The sequence below is a fragment of the Jiangella anatolica genome (genome assembly GCF_003236295.1).
GTDB lineage: Bacteria > Actinomycetota > Actinomycetes > Jiangellales > Jiangellaceae > Jiangella > Jiangella anatolica.
Window position 1 is genome coordinate 17,187 of record NZ_POTW01000040.1, and the last position, 21,270, is coordinate 38,456.

At 71.3% G+C, this 21,270-nt stretch carries 20 protein-coding genes; 11 read left to right on the forward strand and 9 right to left on the reverse strand.

All coding sequences use genetic code 11. From position 1 onward, the window contains the following. Positions 1–95: 95 nt before the first annotated feature. The 6 genes from C1I92_RS17070 to C1I92_RS17095 all read left to right on the forward strand — a co-directional run bounded on the left by C1I92_RS17070 (position 96) and on the right by C1I92_RS17095 (position 7,570). A complete protein-coding gene (locus C1I92_RS17070; protein WP_111255855.1) occupies positions 96–1,685 on the forward strand; it encodes a phytoene desaturase family protein in 1,590 nt (529 codons plus the stop codon). Positions 1,686–1,714: 29 nt separating this feature from the next. Beyond that, the gene (locus tag C1I92_RS17075) at positions 1,715–2,521 is read left to right on the forward strand and encodes a tryptophan 2,3-dioxygenase family protein (protein ID WP_111255856.1); all 807 of its coding nucleotides are present in this window, start codon (positions 1,715–1,717) and stop codon (positions 2,519–2,521) included. Then, entirely contained in the window at positions 2,518–3,645 is a 1,128-nt protein-coding gene (locus C1I92_RS17080) for an aminotransferase class V-fold PLP-dependent enzyme (RefSeq protein WP_199521308.1), read from the forward strand. The genes C1I92_RS17075 and C1I92_RS17080 overlap by 4 nt, the downstream gene beginning before the upstream one ends. Next, a complete protein-coding gene (locus C1I92_RS17085; protein ID WP_111255857.1) occupies positions 3,642–4,694 on the forward strand; it encodes a methyltransferase in 1,053 nt (350 codons plus the stop codon). Before C1I92_RS17080 ends, C1I92_RS17085 begins: the two co-directional genes overlap by 4 nt. 70 nt (positions 4,695–4,764) lie before the next feature. Next, positions 4,765–6,480 carry a bifunctional AfsR/SARP family transcriptional regulator/alpha/beta hydrolase gene (locus C1I92_RS17090; protein WP_158564179.1) on the forward strand — a complete coding sequence of 572 codons (1,716 nt, stop codon included), beginning with the start codon at positions 4,765–4,767 and terminating at the stop codon, positions 6,478–6,480. Positions 6,481–6,553: 73 nt separating this feature from the next. Beyond that, positions 6,554–7,570 (forward strand): hypothetical protein, encoded by a 1,017-nt coding sequence (locus C1I92_RS17095; protein WP_111255859.1) that lies wholly within the window; start codon positions 6,554–6,556, stop codon positions 7,568–7,570. Positions 7,571–7,647: 77 nt separating this feature from the next. Here C1I92_RS17095 and C1I92_RS17100 read toward each other — a convergent pair whose 3' ends face one another. The 3 genes from C1I92_RS17100 to C1I92_RS17110 are packed head-to-tail and all read right to left on the reverse strand — an operon-like array spanning position 7,648 to position 10,030. Next, entirely contained in the window at positions 7,648–8,097 is a 450-nt protein-coding gene (locus C1I92_RS17100; RefSeq protein WP_111255860.1) for a MaoC family dehydratase, read from the reverse strand. Further along, the gene (fabG, locus tag C1I92_RS17105) at positions 8,094–8,831 is read right to left on the reverse strand and encodes a 3-oxoacyl-ACP reductase FabG (RefSeq protein ID WP_111255861.1); all 738 of its coding nucleotides are present in this window, start codon (positions 8,829–8,831) and stop codon (positions 8,094–8,096) included. The genes C1I92_RS17100 and fabG overlap by 4 nt, the downstream gene beginning before the upstream one ends. A 53-nt stretch (positions 8,832–8,884) precedes the next feature. Further along, entirely contained in the window at positions 8,885–10,030 is a 1,146-nt protein-coding gene (locus C1I92_RS17110; RefSeq protein WP_111255862.1) for an acyl-CoA dehydrogenase family protein, read from the reverse strand. A gap of 118 nt (positions 10,031–10,148) precedes the next feature. Between C1I92_RS17110 and C1I92_RS17115 the strand changes: the two genes are divergently transcribed. Continuing rightward, a complete protein-coding gene (locus C1I92_RS17115) occupies positions 10,149–10,772 on the forward strand; it encodes a TetR/AcrR family transcriptional regulator (RefSeq protein ID WP_111255863.1) in 624 nt (207 codons plus the stop codon). Here the strand turns inward: C1I92_RS17115 and C1I92_RS17120 are convergent. Continuing rightward, entirely contained in the window at positions 10,769–11,305 is a 537-nt protein-coding gene (locus tag C1I92_RS17120; protein WP_158564180.1) for a TetR/AcrR family transcriptional regulator, read from the reverse strand. The genes C1I92_RS17115 and C1I92_RS17120 overlap by 4 nt on opposite strands. Before the next feature lies 1 nt (position 11,306). Here C1I92_RS17120 and C1I92_RS17125 point away from each other — a divergent pair, with 1 nt between their 5' ends. Continuing rightward, positions 11,307–12,650 (forward strand): acyl-CoA dehydrogenase family protein, encoded by a 1,344-nt coding sequence (locus tag C1I92_RS17125; RefSeq protein ID WP_199521309.1) that lies wholly within the window; start codon positions 11,307–11,309, stop codon positions 12,648–12,650. A gap of 1 nt (position 12,651) precedes the next feature. Then, on the forward strand, positions 12,652–13,758 hold the full coding sequence (locus C1I92_RS17130) for an acyl-CoA dehydrogenase family protein (RefSeq protein WP_111255866.1): 1,107 nt from the start codon (positions 12,652–12,654) through the stop codon (positions 13,756–13,758). Positions 13,759–13,766: 8 nt separating this feature from the next. On the opposite strand, the gene C1I92_RS17135 is transcribed toward C1I92_RS17130, so the two are convergent. Genes C1I92_RS17135 through C1I92_RS17145 form a run of 3 tightly spaced genes read right to left on the reverse strand, consistent with a single transcriptional unit; the run spans position 13,767 to position 16,854 of the window. Next, the gene (locus tag C1I92_RS17135) at positions 13,767–15,119 is read right to left on the reverse strand and encodes an acetyl-CoA carboxylase biotin carboxylase subunit (RefSeq protein ID WP_111255867.1); all 1,353 of its coding nucleotides are present in this window, start codon (positions 15,117–15,119) and stop codon (positions 13,767–13,769) included. Beyond that, on the reverse strand, positions 15,116–16,582 hold the full coding sequence (locus C1I92_RS17140; protein ID WP_111255888.1) for an acyl-CoA carboxylase subunit beta: 1,467 nt from the start codon (positions 16,580–16,582) through the stop codon (positions 15,116–15,118). The genes C1I92_RS17135 and C1I92_RS17140 overlap by 4 nt, the downstream gene beginning before the upstream one ends. A gap of 59 nt (positions 16,583–16,641) precedes the next feature. Continuing rightward, the gene (locus C1I92_RS17145) at positions 16,642–16,854 is read right to left on the reverse strand and encodes an acyl-CoA carboxylase biotin carboxyl carrier protein subunit (RefSeq protein WP_111255868.1); all 213 of its coding nucleotides are present in this window, start codon (positions 16,852–16,854) and stop codon (positions 16,642–16,644) included. 117 nt (positions 16,855–16,971) lie between these two features. Between C1I92_RS17145 and C1I92_RS17150 the strand changes: the two genes are divergently transcribed. Beyond that, on the forward strand, positions 16,972–17,622 hold the full coding sequence (locus C1I92_RS17150) for a TetR/AcrR family transcriptional regulator (RefSeq protein ID WP_111255869.1): 651 nt from the start codon (positions 16,972–16,974) through the stop codon (positions 17,620–17,622). A gap of 74 nt (positions 17,623–17,696) precedes the next feature. Next, positions 17,697–18,917, forward strand: coding sequence for an acetyl-CoA C-acetyltransferase (locus C1I92_RS17155; RefSeq protein WP_111255870.1), 1,221 nt, complete (start codon positions 17,697–17,699; stop codon positions 18,915–18,917). On the opposite strand, the gene C1I92_RS17160 is transcribed toward C1I92_RS17155, so the two are convergent. Both C1I92_RS17160 and menC read right to left on the reverse strand, forming a co-directional pair. Continuing rightward, positions 18,910–20,145, reverse strand: a complete 1,236-nt coding sequence (locus tag C1I92_RS17160; protein WP_111255871.1) for an amidase family protein — start codon at positions 20,143–20,145, stop codon at positions 18,910–18,912. The genes C1I92_RS17155 and C1I92_RS17160 overlap by 8 nt on opposite strands. Next, positions 20,145–21,266: an o-succinylbenzoate synthase gene (gene menC / locus C1I92_RS17165; RefSeq protein WP_111255872.1), complete on the reverse strand. Its 1,122-nt coding sequence runs from the start codon at positions 21,264–21,266 to the stop codon at positions 20,145–20,147. The genes C1I92_RS17160 and menC overlap by 1 nt, the downstream gene beginning before the upstream one ends. Positions 21,267–21,270 lie beyond the last annotated feature (4 nt).

Consider the following 21,270-nt stretch of genomic DNA (forward strand, 5'->3'; position numbering starts at 1 on the left):
GCGGGCCGCTGCCGAGGAACTGCCGATCTTCTGCCCAGCCGCCACAGGCAGGGTCTCTGGACCGGGAGCTCTTCGCACCGACGACGGGATGATCAATGAACTCGCAGTCCTATGACGCCATCGTGATCGGCAGCGGTCACAATGCCCTGATCACGGCGGCCTACCTGGCCCGCGCCGGCTGGAGCGTCGTGATCCTGGAGCGCAACGACCGGCCGGGAGGCCTCGTCCGGACCGACGAGCTCACGCTGCCCGGGTTCCGTCACGACACCTATTCGACCGCCCACCCGCTGTTCGTCGCAGGCCCGGCCTATGCCGACCTCGGCCCCGAGTTGACCGAGCTCGGCCTGGAGTATCGCAACACCCGTTACCCGACCGGCATCTCGCTGTCGTCCGGCGAGTCCGCGGTCCTGTCGACCGATCCGGACGAGAACATCGCCGAGGCGGATCGGCTCGCCCCGGGCGACGGCGCGGCCTTGGCCAAACTCCTCGAGGACTTCGAGCCGATGGCCGGGCCGATCTTCGGACTGTTCGGCGCGGACCTGACCGATCCGGCATCGGCCAAGATCATCTTGGGCCTGCTGCATGACTCCGACGGTGGGCACTCCGAGTTCGCGCACCTGTTCACGCGGACCGCGCGCGACCTGCTCGAGCAGCGGTTCCGGTCACCCGTCCTGCGCGGCATGCTCGCGCCCTGGGCGGTGCACCTCGGGCGCGGACCGGACGACGCCAACAGCGCGCTGTGGACGATCTTGGTCTTGCTGGCCCTGACCGGCGCCGGTATGCCGATCCCGGCCGGTGGCAGTGAACGCCTGGTCGACGCCTTGGTCGGCCTGATCAGGCGCCACGGCGGAGTCGTGGGGTGCGACCGGCAGGTCGACAAGATCGTGGTTCGGCACGGTCGCGCGGTCGGCGTGGTCACGTCGGACGGCGACGTCGTCCATGCCACGCGGGCCGTGGTGGCCTCGGTCAATCCCGATCAGCTCTATCTCAAGCTGCTCGCCCACGAGCCCGCGGTCGTACCGCCGCTGATCCGGCGGCAGGCCTCGGAGTATCGCTACGGCCGCGGCTGTGTCCAGGTCCACCTCGCCCTGTCAGAGCCGCCTCGCTTCGCCGACGACCGGTTGGCCCGCGTCGGGCAGCCCCACCTCGGCGGCGGTCTCGACGCGACGTCGAAGGCGATCAACGAGGCGGCGCGCGGGCTGCTGCCGGCCGAGCCGACCATCTCCTTCGACACGCCGTCGACGCTCGATCCGTCTCGGTGCCCACCGGGGAAGTCGATCGCCCGGCTGCAGTTGCTCGAGGTGCCCTGCGTCGTCCGCGGCGACGCCGCGGGCGAGATCGCGGTCGGCGCCGACGGCTGGACCGAGAGTGTGAAGAACGCCTTCGCCGATCGGGTGATCGAGCAAGCCGGGCGGCATGCGCCGAACCTGCCCAGGGCGATCCTCGATCGGCACGTCATCGGCCCCGACGACCTGGCCCGGTTCAACCCGAACTGCGGTCCGGGAGATCCGTACGGGGGCAGCCACGATCTCAGCCAGAGCTACACGTTCCGGCCCCTGCCCGGCCAGCCGAGCCATCGCTCGACCGTACCGAACGTGTACCTCGTCGGCGCGGCTACCTGGCCGGGGCACGGTGTCAACGGCTGCTCCGGCTACATCGTCGCACGACAACTGCTGAACCGATGATCAACTCGACGAGAGGAACTCGATCACCGATGCGAGACTCGCAGACGCAGGCCGGCGGCCGGAGCGCCGTGGAGGATCTGCGCGAGATCTTGTCGAAGCCGATCTTCAATCCGGTGCTGAAGACCTGGGTCGGCGACGGCAGCCACGACTACGAGGTCTACCTGCGGACCAAGGACCTGCTGTCACTGCAGACGTCGGCCGAACTGCTGACCGATTCCGATGAGCTGATGTTCCAGATCGTTCACCAGGCGCAGGAAGTCTGGCTCAAACTGATCTCCCATGAGCTGACCGAGATCGTCGGCGATCTTGATCGCGACCGCCTCTGGGAGGTGGCCGCCCGGCTGGACCGGGTGATCAGGATCAGCTCCTGCCTCGGCGACGAGATCCGGATCCTGGAGACGCTCACGCCGGACACCTATCAGGTGATCCGGCGCAGTCTCGGCAACGGGAGCGGTCAGGAGTCACCGGGCTTCAACTCGACCCAGACCGCTGCGCGGTACGTGGCGGAGGCGCTCGACCGGCTGCTGGAACGCCGAAACCTGCAGGTCACTGACGTGTACGGAGCTGAGAGCGAGGTGGAGCTGAAGCGCATCTGCGAACTGCTGGTGGACTTCGACGAGCGCTACCAGCTGTGGCTGGTGGCCCACTTCATGCTGGTCCGGCGGACGATCGGGGTCGGGCGGGACGTCAAGGCGCTCGACGGCGTGCCGGCCAGGATCCTGATCGGCCGGATGACCAAGCCGCTGTTCCACCCGCTCTGGCGCGCCCGGGACGAGATGACCCTGGCCTGGAGCCGGGAGGGCGGACACCGGCCCGGCGCGGAGCGGGCCGGGTGACCGGCGTGCTCGATGCCGTCCGGGCCGAGTTCCCGGTGCTGACCGACTGCGTCTACCTGAACAGCAACTCGACCGGCGCGATCCCGCGTGGCGTCGAACCGATCCTGCGAACGTACTGGCACACCCTGAGCCATTGGCGCGACACGGCCTGGATCGGCTGGCTCGACGAGTTGACCGCCTACCGGGACACCCTCGCGGACTTCATCGGCGCGCCCCGGGGAACGGTGGTCACCGACACGAACGTGAGCACTCTCCTCGGCCGGATCGGCAGCTGTTTCGACTTCCGCGGTGAGCGGAACCGGGTGGTCACCAGTGACCTCGAGTTTCCGACGGTCCCGTTCGTCTGGGCGGGGTTCGCCCGCCACGGCGCCCACCTCGTGGCCGCCGGATCCGGCGGCCCGGAGTTCGATCTCGACGCGCTCGAGGCCGCGATCGACGAGCGCACCCGGCTCGTCTGCGTCTCCCACGGCAGCTACACCACCGGCGCGATCCTGGACCTCGATCGAGTCATCGCCCGCGCCCACGAGGCAGGGGCGCTGGTCGTGGTCGACGCCTTCCAAACCGTCGGTTCGGTGCCGCTGGACGTGGGCGCACTCGACGCCGACTTCGTCCTCGGCGGGGCGCACAAGTGGATGTGCGGCACCCACACCGCCTTCCTGTACGTGCGCCCCGACCTGCTCCCGACCCTCCGGCCGGCCGCCACCGGGTGGTTCGCCGGCGCCGATCCGCTCGCGTTCCAGGAGTCCTCGGAACCCGCGGCTGACGCGCAGCGCTTCGCCGGCGGGACGCCGATCCCGATCACCGCGATGATGTCGCGAGTCGGCCTGGACCTGCTGGCGGCGGCCGGCTCGGCGCAGATCCGGGCGCACTCCCTGCGCTGCACCGACACGATCATCCAGCGAGCCGACGCAGCCGGGATCGAGGTTCGTACGCCACGTGAGCCCGAGCGTCGTGGGGGCATGATCAACTTGCGCTTCCCCGGCGATCGTCAGGTCGTACCTCGACTGGCTCGGCGCGGCCTGATCTGCAGCTGGCGCGACGGACTGCGGGTCGCGCCGCACCTCTACAACACCATCGACGAGGTGGAGACGTTCATGGATGCCCTGACGGAGCTGGCCCGATGACACCGCGCGCTCTGATCAGCCTGCTGTACAACGGATCGAAGGCGGTCGACGTGCTGCAGGCGGCGCTCGACCTGCGAATCCTCGACGCGCTCGACCCTGGGCCGGTCACGCTGGGCGAGCTCAGCGACCGTCTCGGGCTGATCCCCGGCCGGCTGTACAAGCTGCTCGACTGCCTGGAGTCCCTTGGCCTGCTCGAGCCGGCCCGGCCGCGCCCCGGAGAACGGCGGGAGTATCGCGCGGTCGCCGGTCTGCGGGAAGCCGTCGATGACGTGCTCGGTCCGGCGTCGATCGAGCGTGACCGAGACCGTCATCCCTGGACCGTCCTGCACGGCCGGCTGCCGGAGGTCCTTCGTGGAGACTTCGGCATGCCCGACGAGGCCTTCAGCTGGCCTCCCGCCGACGAGGCGCAGATCGCCTCGTTCGAGCAGAGCATGGCGGCGGGCCTCGGGCCCTTCGTCGAGAGCTTTCGATCCAACGCCCCGCGGCTCTGGGGCGGCCGGGAACGGGTCCGGCTGCTCGACGTCGGTGGCGGCGACGGCACGCTGGCCGCGCGCCTGCTCCCCGGGACTCCTGGACTGACGATCGACGTGTACAACCTGCCCGCGATCCGGCCGTTGGTCGATCGGACCCGGTCGGCGCTGGACTGCGGATCCCGGCTGGGCTTCGTCGGCGGCGACTTCCTCACCGAACCGCTGCCGACGGGCTACGACGCCATGTCCTTCGTCCGCGTCCTGCACGACTGGCCGGCGGAGACTGCGCACCAGCTGCTGCGGAGGGGCTTCCAGGCCTTGGCACCCGGTGGCCGGGTGATGATCAGCGAGGAGTTCCGGACTCCCGAGCGGCTCGCGCGGCAGTTCTTCTGGTCCTACTTCCTGATCGGCGTGGACAGCTGTTCCAGCATGCTCCGTGAGCTGAGCGAGTACGCCGGCATCCTGGACCTGGTGGGGTTCTCCGACATCGAGATCCTTCCCGGACCGGTCGAGATCCTGCTGGCGACCAAGCCCGGCACCGCTCCAGGACTTGAGCAGACTCAGCCGAGATCTGAGTAGTGATTGCTCAGTGCCTACCGCACCGGCGACGGCGATGCTGGCTCCACTGCGACCCGAGGGGGGATTCTGCATGTGGTATGGCATCTTGGGGCCGCTGGAGGTTGCCCGGAACGGACGTCCGGTCCTGGTGGGAGGCCCGCAGCAGCAGGTGCTGCTCAGCGTGCTGTTGCTGAGCGCGAACGTGCTGGTGCCCGCCGATCGGCTGGTCGATCATCTCTGGGGTGACGAGCCGCCGTCGAGCGCACGCCAGCTCCTGCACGGCTGTGTCGCGAACCTGCGCCGGGCCCTGGCAGGCGCGGACGGCGAGCACCAGCCGCTCGAGCGCCAGGGACCGGGCTATCTGATCCGGGTCGGCCCAGGGGATCTGGACCGGAGCAGGTTCGACGACCTGGTGGCCGCGGCGAGGACATCCGGCGCCGACCGAACGCGAGCCGGGTGGGAGCACCGTTCGTCGTTGTTGCAGCAGGCCTTGCGGCTCTGGCGTGGACCCGTGCTCGACGGGATCGCGCTCGAGAGTTGCCTCCCCGAGACCGTCGCGCTCGAGGAGGCACGGCTGCGGGTCCTGGAGCAACGGGTCGAGGCGGACCTGATCCTCGGCCGGCACGCCGAGGTGGTGCCCGAACTGCAGGCGCTCACGCGGGTGCACCCGCTGCGGGAACACCCACGGAAGCTGCTCATGGCGGCACTGGCGCGATGCGGTCGGCCCGCCGATGCTCTGGCGGTGTTCCGTGACCTTCGCGAAGCCTTGATGGGCGAGCTCGGCGTGGAACCGTCGATCTCGGTTCAGGAGCTGCATCAGCAGATCCTGACCGGCGGCGACGGGCTCGAGGACGACGACCAGACGGTCGTCGAGATCGCCGCGCCGCCGCGCAGGCTCGGGCCGCGATCGGTCGCGGCTGAGTCACACGGAGCGGCGGCCGGCGAGCAGGTGATTCGCTACGCGATGCTCGACGGACGATCGATCGCATGGTCCGCTCTCGGCAGCGGGCCACCGTTGGTCTTCGCCAGCTGGAGCTTCAGCCGGCTCGAACCGGACTGGCACGACCCAGCCTTCCAGCGGTTCGTCCGGAAGCTCGCCGAGCATCAGACGGTGATCCGATACGACCGGTGGGGAACGGGACTGTCCGACGCCGGCCCGGTGTCGAGCTCGCTGGCCGAGGAGGTGGAGGTCCTTGCCGCCGTTGTCGATGCGGCGACCGGGGTGCTGGGCGTTCCCGGCGCACCGGTCGACCTGTTCGGGGCTTCCAGCGGGGGATGCATCGCCGGCTCCTACGCCGCGACGCGACCCGAACGCGTGGATCGTCTCGTCCTGTTCGGAGCGTATGCCTCCGGCGACCGCATCGCGTCACCGCGGACCCAGGAAGCGCTGCTCACCGTCGTCGGCTCGCATCCAGATCTGAGCTCACACATTCTGGCCGGCCTCCTGCTGCCCGGCCAGACCGTGGCCGAACGCGACGATTTCGCCCGCGTCCTGCGCTCCTCCACCAGCCCGGAGCGCGCGGCGCAGTCGCTCGAGGCGGCGTTCGCGTTCGACACGCGGGCGCAGCTCGGGCAGATCGACGCCGCGACCCTCGTCGTCCATCGCCGGGCCGATCGCGTGGTGCCGGTCGGGCTCGGCCAGGACCTCGCCAGCCGCATCCCGGGCGCCGCGTTCGTCCCTCTCGACGGCGTCGACCACCTCCCGTGGAGCGGCGATCTCGACACGCCCGCACGACTGGTGATCGACTTCCTCGACGACGAGTCCGCCGCGGCGATCACCCGCCGGCGAGGTCGCCACGTCGCCTGACCGGCGGCCGCTCACCCACTCACGCACGCGGTGTTGCCGCAGAAGCGCGACGCAAGCACAGAAAAGGGAGCACATGACCATCCGGAAAGCTGGCCACACCGTGCGTACGGTGTGTCGTCTTGCGATCGCTGGGGCGCTGACCCTGGCACTGAGCGCAGGCGCTGTCCTGACCACGACGGGGTCGGCCAGCGCGTCGAAGATCCACGCGATCGGCGTCGTCACGCCGCCGGCACCGCCGGACAGGTTGGAGCCGGCGAGTTTCAGGGAAGTCCACGCATATCTCTACCCGGACAGCACCGGCCGCGCCGGCGGCTATGTCTCCTGTCCGCAAGGCATGAAGGCCGTGACAGGCGGCGCCACCGCCGCCGCCCCGAACGCAGGGCTCCTCACCGGTCTGACACCGACCTACGACGGGAACGGCTGGTACGCCAGCGCCGTGCTCCCTCTTTGGGCTCCGGACACGGGGGTGCTGGACCTGGAGGTGATCTGCGCCTGGCCGGAGCAGCTGTCCAGCGTCGCCACGCTGACCCGCACGGTGCAGGCTCAGTATGACAGCTCGATACACACCACGCATTACCGCGACTTTCGCGGCTGCCCTGACGGGAAGGCCCTGTTTGGCGGCGGAGCATTCACGACACAGGATGGCGTGATCGTGAACGCGCCATCCGGGGGCTCCGGCCCGTTCCTCAACGCCATGGCGCCGCTCGGCAGCTTCTGGGTCAATGGGAGTGCGAAGGCTGACTCGCCGACGACGGGCGTCGCCATGGAGAGCTACCTGCGTTGCATCGATCCCTTCCAGCTCGGCACGTCCGTGAGCGCCACAGCCTCTGGACCGTCGAGGACTGACGGGGTACAGACAACGGTGACGGCGTTCTGCCCCTCTGGCCACACCGCCTACACCGGCGGCGCCTACTGGACAGACGGACACGGCAGCCTGCGAATTTCGCACATCTCCTTCAACCGAACAGCCTGGACCGCCCAGGGCAAAGGCAACAACGGCGCCAGCCTCCAGGTCGAGGTGCGGTGCATCCGCACCGACCAGGTCGCTACTCCCCCGGTGATAGCGACGCTGAACTCGGTGCCTCGCTAGGCGTTCTCCTGCTCTACCACCCATGCATGCCTGGTAGAGCGGGAGTACGCCTGGTGGGCGGCCCGGAAATGTGGGGTCTACCGGAAGCGCGAGAGCACGTCGGCGACGCACGCGGGCTTCGTCCGGCCCTCGATCTCGAGTGCCAGACGCGTGTGCACCTGGATGCTGTCGCCGACGGGTTCGGCCCGCACGATCTCTCCGTGGGCCCGCACGCGCGAGCCGACGGGCACGGGGCTGGGAAAGCGCACGCGGTCCAGCCCGTAGTTGATGACGGCCGACGCGTCGACGACCTCGAGGAGCTCGAACACGAAGCCCGAGATCAGCGAGAGGGTCAGGTAGCCGTGCGCGATGGTCGTGCCGAATGGACCGGCGGCGGCGCGCTCGCGGTCGACGTGGATCCATTGGTGATCGCCGGTGGCCTGGGCGAAGGTGTCGATGCGCGCTTGATCGACTGTCGTCCAGCTGGAGCGGCCGAGGTCGATCGGAACGGCCGAGGTGAGCTCCGCGAGCGTGATGGAGGTCGTCACATCGAGGCCCCGCCGTCGACCGGCAGGGTGATCCCGGTGATGTATCCGGCCTCCTCGGAGGCGAGGAACGACACGGCCGCCGCCATCTCGTCGGGGCGGCCGAAGCGGCCCATCGGCACGACGGCCGCGAGCTCTGCGAGCTTGGCCTCGGGGATCGACTCGATCATCCGCGTCGCGGCGTTCGGGAGCAGCGCGTTCACGGTGATGCCGAAGGCGGCGACCTCCTTCGCGACCGTCTTGGTGAAGCCGATGATGCCGGCCTTCGCCGCGGAGTAGTTCGCCTGGCCGGTGTTGCCACGCACGCCGCTGTACGACGTCACGTTGATGATGCGCCCGTACTCCTGCTTGCGGAAGTGCGGGATCGCGGCGCGCGTCATGCGGAACGTGCCGCCGAGGTGGATGGCCATGACCTCGTTCCAGTCGTCGTCGGTGAGCTTCCAGACGACGCGGTCGCGCAGGATGCCCGCGTTGTTGACGACGATGTCGAGCCGGCCCGACTCGGCGACGACGCGAGCGACCTCCGCCTCGACCGCCGCCGTGTCGCTGACGTCGAGCGGGAGCGCGTCTGCGTCGATCGCGGCCGCCGCGACGCCGGCCTCCTCGACGTCGTAGTCGGCGACGTAGACCGTCGCGCCCGCCCTGCGGAGGTGGGTCGCCAGAGCGAGGCCGATGCCGCGTGCCGCGCCCGTGACGATGGCCGTGCGACCGGTGAAGTCGAAGGACAGGTTGCCCATGGGGATCCTTCCAGTGCGGATGGGATGTCGAGCCGGCGGCGACCGCCGCCGGCTCAGAGACCGAGGTCGCGGCCGATGAGCTCCTTCATGATCTCGTTCGAGCCGGCCCAGATCTTGGTGACCCGGGCGTCCTGCCACGCGCGCGCGGCCCGGTACTCGGTCATGTAGCCGTAGCCGCCGTGCACCTGCACGCAGTGGTCGAGCACCTCGTTCTGGATCTCGGCGGTCCACCACTTGGCCTTCGCCGCGTCGACGGCGCTCAGGTCGCCGGCGGCGTGCGCCGTCACGCAGTCGTCGACGTAGGCCTGCGTCACCTCGACCTTGGTGACCAGCTCCGCGAGCAGGAACTTGAGGTGCTGGAAGCTGCCGATCGGCTGCCCGAACGCCTCGCGCGCCCGCGCGTACTCGAGCGTCTCGTCGAGGATCCGGCGCGCGTGTGCAAGGTTGCACACGGCCGAGCCGAGACGCTCCTGCGGCAGCAGCCGCATCATGTGCGCGAAACCGCGATCCAGCTCGCCGATCAGCTGGTCCTCGGCGACCCGGACGTCCTCGAAGAACAGCTCGGCGGTGTCGGCCTCGGGCTGGCCGACCTTCTCCAGCTTGCGTCCGCGACTAAACCCCTCGCTCGGGAAGTCGATCGCGAAGAGGCTGATGCCGTGCGTGCGTGGCCCGCCACCCGTGCGCGCCGCGACGAGCACGAGGCCGGCGGAGGCGCCGTTCGTGATGAACGTCTTCGACCCGCTGACCAGCCATCCCCTGTCCACTCGCGTCGCCCGCGTCTTCAGCGCGCCGAGATCGGTGCCGCCCGAGGGCTCGGTCATCGCGATCGCCGACACGAGCTCACCCGTCGCCATCCGCGGCAGCCACCGCTCGCGCTGCTCGGGAGTGCCGAACCGCACGAGGTACGGAACGACGACGTCGAAGTGGATGCTGAGCGACGAGGCGAGGCCCATCGTCACCTTCGAGAGCTCCTCGATGAAGACGGCGTTGAACCGATAGTCCTCCGGGGCCGAGCCGCCGTACTCCTCCGGGATTTCCAGACCGAGCAGTCCGGCCTCGCCCGCCTTGCGCCACACGTCGCGGCCGATCGCGTGGCCGGCACGAAACTCGTCGATGTGGCCGACGACCTCGCGCTCGAGGAACGTCCGCGCCATCGCCCGGAACGCCTCGTGGTCCTCGAGGTAGACCGTCCGCTTCATCGTTCGCTCCTTCGGATCGGCGAGCCGCCTCACCAGATTCTAAGCGATCGCTTAGAATCTTTGGCGATGATACTCTGCCGGCCGACGCACGGGTGTCAAGCGTTGAAGGGGTGGGTCGATGGTCACGTCCCCGCCCGCGCCGGGCGCGAGGAAGAGCAACGCCCGCGGCATCCGAGGTCGCGCGCGGCTACTCGACAGCGCGTTGCGGGCATTCGCGTCGAGGGGCTTCCACGGTGCGACCACGCGCGAGATCGCCGACGACGCCGGCATGAGCGCGGCCGCGGCGTACGCGCACTTCCCGACGAAGGAGTCGATGCTCTACGAGCTCTCGCTTCGCGGGCACACGGAGGCGCTCGCGACGATCGAGACCGCGGCGGGCGAGGACGGACCGCCCGTCGAGCGGCTCCAGCGCGCGATGACCGCGTTCTCGACGTGGCACGCGAGGAGCCACACGACGGCCCGCGTCGTGCAGTACGAGATGGCGGCGCTCACGCCCGAGCACGCGGCCGAGATCGCGACGATCCGCCGGCGTACTCAGCGCATCGTCACCGCCCTCATCGAGGAGGGCATGGCGACCGGCGAGTTCGGCGACGACGACGCGCACGCGGCGGGGCTCGCCATCCTCTCGATGGGCATCGACGTCGCGCGCTGGTACCGCGACGACGGCGCCTGGTCGCCCGACGAGATCGGCGCCCGGAACGGTCGCTGGGCCGTCACCATGCTCGGCGGCCGGCCCGCCTAACCTCGGACGATCGCGACGAGCACCGGCATCGCGACGTCCACGAGGGTCTCCACCTCGGCGTCGGACCCGCACGCCACCACGCGCTCGGCGACCTCGCCGATCGCGGCGGTGAGGATCGCCACCCGGAGATCATTCGCCGCGGACTCGGGCCAGCCGAGCAGCGTCAGATTCCGCCAGACCCACCTCTGCGTACGTCGCCGCTGAGCGGTCGCGAGCTCGGCCGGCACGTCGATCCCGCGATAGACCGCCTCGATGCCACGGTGCTCCCAGACGGTGCGCAGATAGACCCGCGTGCCGACCTCGAGCAGGGCCAGCGGGTCGGGGTCGCCCGACCGCCGCGCGCCGCGGACCGCGTCGGCGACCCGCTCCTCGTACCGGTCCTGGTGCGACTCCCACGCGGCGACGAAGAGATCGGCCTTTCCGCCGAAGTGGTGGTAAAGGCTGCCCGTGCTCACCCCCGCGCGCACCGCGACGTCGCCGATGCTCGCCCCCTGGTAGCCGTCGGCCTCGAACGTCCTCGCCGCGGCGTCCACGATGTCCCGCCTGCGCTGGACGGAACTCCCCCAGGTCCGCTGCCCGCTCGCGCCCATCTCGACCCCGCCCTTGACATGCGATCCGCTGGATCAGCATCATTCGAGAATTGATTCCAGAATGGATTATAGAATGAACTCCTTCGCGACGCTCCCCCTGCCCGATTTCCGGAAGGCCGTGCGCTCGTGGATCGCCGAGCACGCACCGCAAGGCCTCGCGGAGGTCCACGACTGGAACCGGCCCGTCATCGGCGCCATGGACACGGAGCCGTTCGACCGCGCGGAACGTCATCCCCTCTACCGCGAGTGGGAACGCCGGCTGCTCGCCGCGGGCCTCGTGTGCCCGCAGTGGCCGGTCGAGTACGGCGGCAGCGGATGGACCCCCGACCGCGCGGCCGCCTTCGTGGAGGAGTGTCACCGCGCCGGCGTGCCCCGCGTGACGCGCCACATGGGCGAGGACCTGGTGGCCCCGGCCCTCCTCGCCCACGGCACCGAGGAGCAGAAGGCGTACTTCCTGCCGCGAATCCGGACCGGTGAGCACCGGTACTGCCAGGGGTTCTCCGAGCCCGACTCGGGGTCGGACCTCGCCTCGCTACGCACCCGGGGCCGCGTCGACGGCGATCGCGTCGTGGTGAGCGGGCAGAAGACCTGGACCTCGCTCGCGGAGCTCGCGACCCACATGTTCACGCTCTGCCGCACCGAGCCCGGCAGCTCCCGGCACCGCGGGATCTCCTACGTGCTCATCGAGCTCGACGACCCCGGGGTCCAGATCCGCCCCATCCCCCAGATCACCGGCCGCTCCGAGTTCTGCGAGGTCTTCCTCGACGAGGTGCCGGCCCCGCTCTTCAACGTCGTCGGCGGCCTCGGCGACGGGTGGCGGGTCGCGATGACGACGCTCGGAGCGGAGCGAGGCGGCAAGGCGAGCACGCAGCGCCTGGGCTTCGAGCGCGAGGTCACCGACCTCCTGCGCCTGCTCACCGACCAGGGCCGGATGCGCGATCCCCTCGTTCGCCGGCAGCTGGCACTGGCCCTCGGCCAGGTCGAGGTCATGCGTATGCAGGGCGATCGCGTGCTCGCGGGCGTCATGAGCGGGCGCCTCGACCGCGGTCTGGACCCGTCGACGGGAAAGCTCATGTGGAGCGAGTTCCAGCGCGAGCTCGGCGACCTGCTCGCACGCGTCCTGGGACCGGAATTCGTGGTCCGGCCGGACGGCGCGGGGTTCCCGCTCGACGAGTGGCAGGACCTCTTCCTCGCGAGCCGGGCCGACACCATCTACGCCGGCACGAGCCAGATCCAGCGCAACCTCATCGCCGAGCGCGTGCTCGGCCTGCCCCGAGGAGAGCACTGACGTGTACTTCAGCGACACCGTCGAGTGCGAGGATCTCCGCGAGGTCCTCGAGCGTTTCCACGCGGCGCACCCCACGCCCTACCCGTCCGGTCCGGCGGAGACGATCGGCGTGGACGAGAGCCGCTGGTCCGAGCTCGCCGCCATGGGGGCGATCGCGCCGCAGATCGACGACGCCCTCGGCGGCGCCGGCCTTCCCTTCGAGGCGTTCGCCGTGACGGTGGAGGCGGGTGGCGCCGTGGTCAGCGACCTGCCCCTGCTCGCCTCCGCGGCGGCCGCGGAGGCGCTGGTCAGGTGCGGCGAGTCCGGCGCGGCCCTCCTTTCCGAGGTCGCCGCCGGTGTCAAGGTGGCCGTGGCGCTCGACGACCGCTGCCCGTGGGGAACCGTCGTCGAGTCCGGTGTCGTCGCGCGTGAGCACGCGGGGTCGTGGACGCTGACCGGCGCGAAGCAACTGGTAGCGGCCGACCTCTCGGCGCAGACCTTGCTCGTGCTGGCCGACGCGGGGCCGCACCGGGGCCTGTTCGCGGTGTCGATCGGCGCGGCCGGCGCCACGGTCACCCGCACGCCGCGGCCGGCCCTCGACCCGACCGTGCCGCTCCTTCGCCTCGACCTCGACGGCGCACCCGCCGCGCCGCTCGCCCTCGGCGCGGGCACCGACGCGATCGTCGCCGACGTGCTCGACCGGGTCTGGATCGGCGCGGCCGCCGAACTGCTCGGCGCCGCTCAGGCGGCCCTCGACCTGGCCCTCGACGTCGTCACGACGCGCCGGCAGTTCGGCCGGCCCGTCGGCGTCAACCAGGCCGTGAAGCACCGCCTCGCCGACACCCACACCACCGTCAGCGGGCTCCGCAGCTCCGTCCGGTACGCCGCTCGCCGGGTCGGCGAACCCGATGCCGCGGCTGAGGTCTCGTGGCTCGCCCCGCTCGTCGTGTCGCTCGCGATCGACGCGGCCGTGCGCAGCGCGAACGACGCCGTCCAGTTCAGCGGCGCGATGGGCTACACCTGGGAGCACCACGCGCACCGGTATCTCAACCGCGCCGCGAGCGCAGCGGCGCTGTTCGGCAGCGCCGACTCCCACCGCGAGACCATGCTCACCCGACGCGGCTGGTGAGCCGGCGATCACCCCCGCGGGAGCTGGAATCGGTCGAGGAACCGGGTGTCGGCGTCGCCGCGCTCGAAGGCCGGATCGCCGAGCACGGCCGAGAGCAGGGTCAGGTTGACGCTCGGCGCGTCGATCTCGAACGCCTCGATGGCGTCACGCAGTCGTCCGACGGCCGCCGTGCGGTCCTCGCCCCACGCCAGCACCTTCCCGAGCATGGGGTCGAAGTACGGGCCGATCGTGGTGCCCGCGTGGTAGCCGGCGTCGACTCTCACATGCGCTCCGCTCGGCTCGACCCAACGCTCGATGCGACCCGCGCGAGGGCGGAACGTGACCGGGTCCTCCGCGTAGACGCGCGCCTCGACGGCATGACCGCGGATGCCGGCGGCGGCACTCGCGAGCCCGTCCGGCTCGCGCCCCTCGGCGATGTCGAGCTGCGCCGCGACGAGGTCGACCCCGTGAACGAGCTCGGTGACGCCATGCTCGACCTGGAGCCGCGTGTTCATCTCGAGGAACGCGAACTGCCCGGTCTCGGTGTCGAGGATGAACTCGACGGTTCCGGCGTTGCGGTAGCCGACGGCCTCGGCGGCGGCCACCGCGGCGCGCCGTAGCCGGTCGCGGAGCCTCTCGTCGACGCCAGGCGACGGCGACTCCTCGATGACCTTCTGGTGGCGGCGCTGCACCGAGCAGTCGCGCTCGGCGAACGCGAGCACCTCGCCGCTCGGCAGGCCGACGATCTGGACCTCGACGTGCCGCGCCCGGCGGATGAACCGCTCGATGACCAGCGCGTCGTCGGAGAAGGCGGCTCGTCCGCGCGAGCGCGCGGTCTGGATCGCCGGGCCGAGCTCGTCCGGCGCGTGCACGACGCGCATGCCGATGCCGCCGCCGCCCGCTGCGGGCTTCACGATGAGCGGGAAGCCGATGCGCTCCGCGACCGACAGCGCCTCGGCCGCCTCACGGACCGGTCCGTCGGATCCCGGCACGATCGGCACGCCCGCAGCCCGCATGGTCGCGCGGGCGACGGCCTTGTCGCCCATCTCGGCGATGGTCGACGCGTCCGGTCCGATCCAGACGAGCCCCGCGTCGGCCACCCGGCGCGCGAACCGCGCGCTCTCGGAGAGGAAGCCGTAGCCGGGGTGCACGGCGTCGGCGCCGCACTCGGTCGCGAGAGTGGTGAGGAGCTCGGCGTCGAGGAACGAGCGCGGGCTCGGGACCGCCACGGCCAGATCGGCCTCCGCGACATGGGGTAGCCCGGCGTCCGCCTCGCACACCGGGACGACGCACTCGATGCCGCGGGCTCGGGCGGTCCGCATGACGCGCCGGGCGATCTCGCCGCGGTTGGCGATGAGCAGACGCGCGATCCGCCCGTTCATCCGCGATAGCCCCAGGCCGCCGGCCCGCGATCACGGAGCGGAGCCGCGAGGTTCGCGAACTCGCAGAGCAGCGGCCGCGTGTCGCGCGGGTCGATCATCTCCTCGATCCCGAACGCCTCCGCCGTGCGCATGGGGTCGGCAAGGCGCTCGAGCCGATCGGCGATCCGGGAACGCTCGGCCTCGGGATCCTCGGCGGCCTCGATGCGCGCCTTGAACCCCGCCTCGACCCCACCCAGGGTCGGCAGGGAGCCCCACCGGCCCGACGGCCAGCTGTAGCGGAACTGTGCTCGCGCGGCATTCGTGTGAGCGGCCCCGCCGACCCCGAAGACGCGCCTGACGAGCACGCTGCACCACGGCACGGTCGCCTGATGCACGGCCGACAGGGCGCGGACGGCGTGGCGCATGGTGCCGGCCTGCTCGGCCGCGGATCCGATCGGGATCCCCGGCTGGTCGACGAGCCGCACGACCGGGAGGTGGAACGTCTGTGCGAGGTCGACGAACCATTCGGCCTTCCGCGCGGCGTCCGCGGTCAGCGCGCCGCCGTAGCGGCAGTCCTCGGCCATGACGGCGACGGGCCAGCCGTCCAGCCTCGCGAGTCCCGTGATCATCGACCGGCCCCACTCGGCCCCGAGCTCGAAGAAGGAGCCGGTGTCGACGACGGCCTCGATGACCCGGCGCATCGCGTAGATCTTGCGTGGATCACGCGGGACGGCGCCGAGGAGCCAGTCGTCGCGGCGCTGCGGATCGTCGGCGGTCTCGCCCCGAGCCGGCGTCTCGAAGACGGACTGCGGAAGGTAGGACAGGAACCTCGCGGCGCGTGCGAACGCCTCGTCCTCGGAGCCGACGACGTCGGTCACCGTGCCGTTGCGCGTCTGCACGCGGCTGCCGCCGAGACTCTCCTTGTCGATCTGCTCCCCCGTCTGCGCGACGAGGGGCGGTCCGCCCGCGAAGACCTGCGACGTCTTCGCGACCATGACCGAGTAGTGGCTCGCCGCGACGCGGGCGGCCGCGATCCCGCCGCACGGTCCGAGCGCGAGCGCGACCACGGGAACGGTCGCGAGATTCCGCACCACGTCGTCCCAGCCGGGATTGTCGGGCACATAGCTGTAGCCGAGGGACTCGATGCCGCTCAGGGAACCGCCACCGCTCTCGACGAGCCGGACGAGCGGCAGCCGGAACTCGTGCGCGAACCGCTCGGGGTACACGTGCTTGGCGAACTCGCTCTTGTCGAGCGAGCCCCCGCGGATCGTGAAGTCGTCGGCGGCGACGACCACCGGCCGGCCGTCGACCCTGCCCCGGCCGACCACCTGGTTGTTGGGGACGAAGCGATCCTCGGCGTCGCGCCGGCCCGCCAGGGATCCCACCTCGCGGAAGGATCCGTCGTCGAGCAGCCTCGCGACCCGAACGCGTGCCGTGAGCCGTCCGTTGGCATGCTGCCGGGCGACCGCGGCCTCGCCGCCCATCCGGCGCGCGAGGGAGCGCCGCTCCTCGATCGCGTCGACCTCGGCCGACCAGTCCTCGTTCACTCGCCGAGCTCCACGAGGACCTGGCCGTCGTCGACCGTCTCACCGACCGCGACGTGGACCGCCGTGACAGTGCCGCTCGCGGGTGTCTCGATCGGGATCTCCAGCTTCATCGACTCGAGGACCGCGACGACCTGCCCCGCGTCGACCGCGTCGCCGACCGCGACACCGAGCTCGAGCACGACGGCCGGCAGATCCGCGCAGATCTCCATCTGGATCCTTCTCCCCAACGGGCACGATTATACTGATGAGAATAAACCTATCAGAATATTCCCGGCCGGCGAAGGTCGCGTGACTCGGCGGGCGGGCGCCGTTAGCATCGTGGAGCCATGCCTGACGAGACCGCGCCGAGCACACCCCGCATCGGGCTGCGCGGAAGCGTGATCCGCGACCCCGGCCACCGGGAGGAGCAGCGCCAGCAGATCCTCCTCGCGGCGGCCAGGGTCTTCGCGCGCAAGGGCTACGTCGCCGCGACGATGGACGACATCGCGCACGAGATGGGCGTGAGCAAGGGCATCCTCTACTACCAGTTCCGCAGCAAGCAGGACCTCATCGTCGCCGCCCGCGTCGAGGCGTCGGGAGGCGCGCTCAGCCGCCTGGAGGAGATCGCCGGCGGCCCCGGCCGCCCGGCCGAGCGCATGGCTGCCGCGCTTCGCGACCTCGTCGAGGCGACCTTCAGCGAGCTCAGCCGGCACGTCATCCTCACGCCCACCGCGCTCGGCCTCGACGAGGAGCATGCCGAACGGATCCGCTCGGTCGAACGGCGCTACGAGGCACTCCTCGTCGAGATCTTCGAAGCGGGGGTCGATGCGGGCGAGTTCGTCGCCGCCGACCCGAAGTTGACCGTCTTCACGCTCATCCGTGCCGCCGAGTCCCCCGCCTTCTGGTACCAGCAGGGGGGACGCATCGGCCGTGACGACCTCGTCGACGGGGTCACGGCCATGCTCATGCGCAGCATCGCGGCGGGCGCTCGCGCCTGATCCGGCGCCCTTGAGCGATCATACTGGCGCGAATATACTCGCACGTATAACGTCGGCGAGCTCGAAGGGCACCCATGGAAGACGCAGTCATCGTCTCGGCGGTCCGCTCGCCGATCGGGCGCGCACGGCGAGGCTCCCTCACGGGCATCCGGGCCGACGAGCTCGCGGCGCAGCTGATCCGCGCCGCGCTCGACGCCGTGCCGGAGCTCGATCCGAACGAGCTCGACGACCTGCTCCTCGGCTGCGGGCTCCCCGCCGGCGAGCAGGGCTACAACCTGGCGCGCACCGTCGCCGTGCGCCTCGGGTACGACCGGCTCCCCGGCTCGACCGTCACGCGCTTCTGCGCCTCGTCGCTGCAGAGCACCCGCATGGCGTTCCACTCCGTCCGCGCCGGCGAGTCGACGGCGGTCGTCTCGGCCGGCGTCGAGTCGGTGTCGCGCTACGGCGAGCACAACGATGCCGGCTCCAGCGAGCGGACCCGCAACCCCTACTTCGCAGCAGCCGGACGCCGCTCGAACGCGAGGCCGGCCGCATGGACCGACTGGACGGATCCGCGCGACTCGGGTCAGGTGCCCGACGCCTACGTGAGCATGGGCCTGACGGCCGAGAACGTCGCAGCGCTCATGGGCATCGGCCGGGCGGAACAGGACCGCTGGGCCGCTCGCTCACAGCAGCGGGCGCAGCAGCACATCGCGAATGGGCACTACGCCCGCGAGATCACCCCGGTGACACTCGACGACGGCACGATCGTCGCACACGACGACTCGCCCCGGGCTGGCACGACGGTCGAGGTGCTCGCCGGCCTCGACCCCGTGTTCCGGGAGGGCGGCAGCGTCACCGCGGGCAACTCGTGTCCGCTCAACGACGGCGCGGCCGCACTCGTCATCATGTCGGCGACGCGAGCCGGACAGCTCGGCCTCACGCCGATCGCACGCCTCGTGTCGACTGCGGTCTCGGCGCTCTCCCCCGAGATCATGGGGCTCGGGCCGATCGAGGCCTCGCGCAGGGCACTCGCCCTCGCGGGGATGTCGATCGGCGACATCGACCTCGTCGAGATCAACGAGGCCTTCGCGGTCCAGGTGCTCGCCTCGGCCCGCGAGCTCGGGATCGACGAGGACCGCCTGAACGTCGCGGGCGGCGCGATCGCGCTGGGCCATCCGTTCGGGATGACGGGCGCGCGCATGACCGTCTCGCTGCTCAACAACCTGCGCGCCCACGACGCGACCCTCGGCCTGGAGACGATGTGCATCGGCGGCGGCCAGGGCATGGCGATGGTGCTCGAGCGGCTCAGCTGACGACCTCGGGCACTCCGCCCGGGAGCAGCGCGGCGACGGCGAGCAGCTCCGCCTCGTCGATCCGGACGCCCACCAGCTGCACCCCGACCGGCAGACCGGGGCCGGGCGCGGGAATCGACAGCGCCGGCCAGTCCAGCACGCTGAAGGGCGTGCAGTCCGCGAGCAGGCGAGCGTGCACCGCCCGATCGACGCCGGCCGCGCGCGGCGCCGTGACGGGCACGGTCGAGAGGAGCAGCACGTCGACCCCGAGCTCCTCGGCGACTGTCGTCCGCGCCGAGGCCAACGCGACGAGGGCCTCGGCGTACTCGCCTTCGCCCGGAAAGCGGGTGGCGTCGAGCAGCGTGCGCAACTCCGGCTGAAGCAGGGCCGCGCGCTCCCCCTGACCGTCGACCAGCCGGGCGAACTCGAACGCCGAGACCACCCGGTAGATCGATCGGAGCTCGTCCGCGCGGCCGAAGCGCAGCTGCGTGACCTCGTGGCGTGCGTCCAGCGCCCGGGCGGCGGCAGCGACCCCGAGCGCGACCGCGGGCTCGGCGCCGGTCGCGACCACCCCGATGCGAAGCGGCCGGTCCAGCGGCACCGGTGGATCGGCCAGCGCGGTCCAGACCCGACGCATGGTGCGCAGGTCTCTCGCGAGCACGCCGACGCGGTCGAGCGTGGGATTCAGCGGCGTCACACCGTGGCGGGGCAGCCGATCCTGCCTCGGCACGAACCCGACGCAGCCGCACAGCGCGGCGGGGGCACGCACGCTCGCCCCTGTGTCGGTGCCCAGAGCGAAGTCGGCCGCGCCGAGCGCGACGAGGGCCGCCGCTCCCGACGAGCTGCCGCCCGTGATCCGCTCGGGATCCAGCGGATGCCGGGCCGGACCATCCCGGCCCACCAGCCCCGACACCCCGGCACCGAGCTCGTGCAGGTGCGTCTTGGCGGCGATGACCGCACCGACGCGGCGCACGGCGGCCACGACGGCCGCGTCGACGCCGGCCGGCCGATCGTCGCTCGCGTCACTGCCGAGCCGCGTCGGAAGGGACGCGACATCGATGTTGTCCTTGACGGCGGCGACGAGGCCTTCGAGGGGGCCGGCCGCGACGGCCGCCTCCGCCCTCGCCTCGTCGTCGCGCCGGGCGACGACGAGGTTCCCCCACGGTGTGCCGGCGAGCGCGTCGAAGTACGCGAGCGAACGCTCCAGCGCCGGCTCCGCGCGTCTCCGGCGCGGTGGCCCCGTCCCCATCAGCGCCCCACGACGACCGTCTCGCGCCGCGCCGTGGCCCGGCCGAGCCCCTCCGGGTCCGGCTCGACGCCGAGACCCGGCCCGGCCGGGACGTCGATGTGACCGTCGGCCATCTCGAACGGCGCCGTCACGTCGAAGGGGAAGTAGTGCAGCGACGGCGACGTGTCACCCGGGAGCACGAAGCCGGGGAGCCCTGCCAGCGCGAGGTTCGCCGCCCTCCCGAACCCGGACTCGATGAGCCCGCCGCACCACACGGCCACGCCGTTCGCGCGCGCGAGGTCGTGGATGCGTCGTGCCTCGAGGTATCCGCCGACCCGGCCGGGCTTGATGTTGACGATGCGACACGACCCGAGTGCGATCGCGGCGGCCGTGTCGTGGACGCTCTCGATCGACTCGTCGAGGCACAGCGGAGTCCGCAACCGCCTCGCGAGCTCGGCATGCTGCACCAGATCGCCCTCGGCGAGCGGTTGCTCGACGAGCAGGAGGCCGAACTCGTCGAGCTCGGCGAGCCGGCGGGCGTCGGAGAGCGCGTAGGCCGCGTTGGCGTCGACCTGCAGCGGCACGTCGTCGCCGAATCGCTTGCGAACGGCGCGCACGGGCTCGACGTCCCAGCCCGGCCGGATCTTCAGCTTGATGCGCGCGTAGCCCTCGGCGATCTTCTTCTCGACGTCGGCGAGCAGGCCGGGAATCGTCTCGTGGATGCCGATCGAGACGCCCACGGCCACCCGCGTGCGCTCCGCACCCAGGTGATCGGCGAGGCTCGTCGACCTGGCGCGGAGCCACACGTCGAGCACGGCCATCTCCAGCGCCGACTTGGCCGCTCGGTGGCCCTTGACGCCGGCGAGCGCCGGCGCGACCCGCGACGGGCCGGCGATGGGTCCGGCGAGGCGGGGAAGCAGGTGGTCACGCAGGACCGCGAGGGCGCCCGCCGTGAACTCGTGCGTGTAGACCGGCTCCGCGAGGGAGGGGCACTCACCCCAGCCCTCGCCGAGGTTCGTGAACAGCCGCACGAGCACGAGCTCCCGCTCCCGTTGCACGCCGAACGACGTGACGAACGGCCGGTGCAGAGGAAGCGTGATCACCCGCAGCTCGGCCCGCTCGATGAGAATCGGATCGATCATGCCG